The organism is Achromobacter sp. Marseille-Q0513, from assembly GCF_018195695.1.
Taxonomy (GTDB): domain Bacteria; phylum Pseudomonadota; class Gammaproteobacteria; order Burkholderiales; family Burkholderiaceae_B; genus Achromobacter.
On sequence record NZ_JAGTJY010000324.1, the window covers coordinates 1 to 2,806 of the forward strand.

Annotated in this window: 2 protein-coding genes; both read right to left on the reverse strand. The window is 69.4% G+C overall.

The window, feature by feature from the left end; all coding sequences use genetic code 11:
* A partial coding sequence (locus KDH83_RS30175; protein ID WP_212322600.1) for a DUF3683 domain-containing protein occupies nucleotides 1–2,007 on the reverse strand: 2,007 nt, incomplete at its 3' end.
* A gap of 136 nt (nucleotides 2,008–2,143) precedes the next feature.
* Entirely contained in the window at nucleotides 2,144–2,689 is a 546-nt protein-coding gene (locus tag KDH83_RS30180; protein WP_212322601.1) for a YqaA family protein, read from the reverse strand.
* Nucleotides 2,690–2,806: the final 117 nt, after the last annotated feature.

Here is a 2,806-nt window from a genome sequence, read left to right on the forward strand (position 1 = left end):
ATCCGACAGCGCGCCTTGCAGCGCGCCCAGGCCCAGCCTGCCCAGTTCGGGCAGCGCCTGGATCAGCGGCAGGTCCAGGTTGTCCAGCAGCCACTGCCAGCGCTGGCGCGCGCCGGCCAGCAGGTCCTGCGCCTGGCGCGTGCGCTCGGCCAGCACCTCGGCGCGGGTGATCTCGGCGTCGGCCGCGTCCTCGGCCTTGCCCACCGGCAGCGGGCTTTCCAGGTAGGCGTCCAGCTCGGCCAGCAGCCGCAGCTTGTTGCTGGTGGACAGCTCGATATTGATGCGCTCGATGTGATCCGTGTACTCGCCCATGCGCGGCAGCGGGATCACCACGTCTTCATTGATCTTGAAGGCGTTGGTGTGGCGCGCGATGGCGGCGGTGCGCGAGCGGTCGAGCCAGAATTTCTTGCGCGCCTCGGCGCTGACGGCCACGAAGCCTTCACCGTGGCGCGTATTGGCCAGGCGCACCACTTCGCTTGCGGCCGCGGCCACCGCGTCCTCGTCGTCGCCGACGATGTCGCCGATCAGGACCATCTTGGGCAGCACGCCGCGCTTGCTCTTGGTGGCGTAGCCCACCGCGCGCAGGTAGCGCTCGTCCAGGTGCTCCAGGCCGGCCAGGATGGCGCCGCGCTCGCGGCCCTCGCCGTCCAGGTAGCCCTTGACCTCGACGATCGACGGAATCGCGTCGCGCGCCTGGCCGAAGAACTCCATGCAGACCGTGCGGGTGTGCTTGGGCATGCGATGCAGCACCCAGCGCGCCGAGGTGATCAGGCCGTCGCAGCCTTCCTTCTGCACGCCGGGCAGGCCGGCCAGGAACTTGTCGGTGACGTCCTTGCCCAGGCCTTCCTTGCGGAACACGCGGCCGGCGATCTCCAGCGTCTCGGTCTTGAGCAGGCGCTCGCCGGGCTTGCCGCGACCATCGAACCACTTGAGCTCGAAGCGCGCCACGTCCACGTCGTGGATCTTGCCCATGTTGTGGGCCAGGCGCGTGACCTCGAGCCAGTTGCCGTCCGGATCGACCATGCGCCACCAGGCCAGGTTGTCCAGCGCGGTGCCCCACAGCACGGCCTTCTTGCCGCCCGCGTTCATGGCGATGTTGCCGCCCACGCAGGACGCCTCGGCCGAGGTCGGGTCCACCGCGAACACGAAGCCGGCGGCCTCGGCGGCCTCGGACACGCGCTTGGTCACCACGCCGGCGCCGGCGTGGATCACCGCCACGGGCTCGGTCAGGCCGGGCAGGATACAGGACTCGACCTTGCCCAGCTTGTCGAATTTCTCGGTGTTGATGACGGCCGACTTCCAGGTCAGCGGAATGGCGCCGCCGGTATAGCCGGTGCCGCCGCCGCGCGGCACGATGGTCAGGCCCAGCTCGATACAGGCCGTGACCAGCGCGGCGATCTCGTCCTCCGAATCCGGCGTCAGCACCACGAACGGGTACTCGACGCGCCAGTCGGTGGCGTCGGTCACATGCGAGACGCGCGACAGGCCATCGAACTTGATGTTGTCGCGCGCGGTGATGCGGCCCAGCGTCTTCTGCGCCTGCTTGCGCAGCATGGCGGTCTGGTCGAACTCGCCCTCGAAGGCGGCGATGGCGGAACGCGCCCGCGCCAGCAGGCTCACGACCTTCTCGTCGCGCTGCGGATCATGACCGGCCTCGGCCGGCGTGCCCGGCTCGCGGCGGCGGTCGATCTCGCCCACGCGATGGTTCAGCGCGTCGATCAACTGCTTGCGGCGCTTGGGATTGTCCAGCAGGTCGTCCTGCAGGTAGGGATTGCGGCGCACCACCCAGATGTCGCCCAGCACTTCGTACAGCATGCGGGCGGAACGGCCGGTGCGGCGCTCGCCGCGCAGGTCGCTGAGCAGGCTCCAGGCGTCGTCGCCCAAAAGCCGGCCCACGATTTCCCGGTCGGAAAACGAGGTGTAGTTGTAGGGGATCTCGCGCAAGCGCGCGGGTGCGGCGGGCGGTAACGCCCCGGTCAGGATGTGGCTAGCGAGTGGGGCGTTCATGGAAGCGCAAGAGTGGGCCCTTAAAAAATCATTTTATGCCATCGCGCGGCCCGGCCCCGAATATCCCCGCCGGCGCGCCCGGCAATGCGCGCGGAGCCGCCGATGCGTCCCTTTATTTTCGGACAAATCCGAAGCGTCAGAGCTGGCCCGGGAAGAACCACAACAGGCCGGCCGTCATCGCCACGTAGCGCAGGAACTTGCCGATGGCCATGTAGGCCACGCAGGGCCAGAACGACAGCCGCAGCCACCCGGCCACGGCGCACAGCGGGTCGCCCACGATCGGCAGCCAGGACAACAGCAGCGCCGGCGGCCCCATGCGGTGCAGCCAGGCATGCGCGCGCTGGTTCCAGCGGCCGCGCATGCGGCCGTCCGGCCCGGCATCGGGATGGGACTCGTGGGGATGGGGGTGTTTTTCCTTCCAGCGCTGCACCGCGCGCTCGGCGGCCAGCCCCATGGCATAGCTGATCGCGCCGCCGATGGTGTTGCCCAGCGTCGCCACCAGCACGGCCGGCCAGAACATGTCCGGCGCCAGCTTGATATAGCCGAACACCGCCGGCTCGGAACCGAGCGGCAACAGGGTGGCGGACACCAGCGAGACGGTGAAAATGGCCGACAGCCCGACGGACGGCAAGGCCAGCACCGCGAGCAGCCAGTGGATGGCGGACAGCAGACTTTCTTCCATGATGCGCGAGTGTAGCCGCGCCCGGCCCGCCGCGCCGTCCAAGCCGCCGGCAGCCTCGCGCCACGGCCCCGCAAGCCGCGCCGGGCCTGGCTGCGGGCCGGTTTCCCTATGGTAATC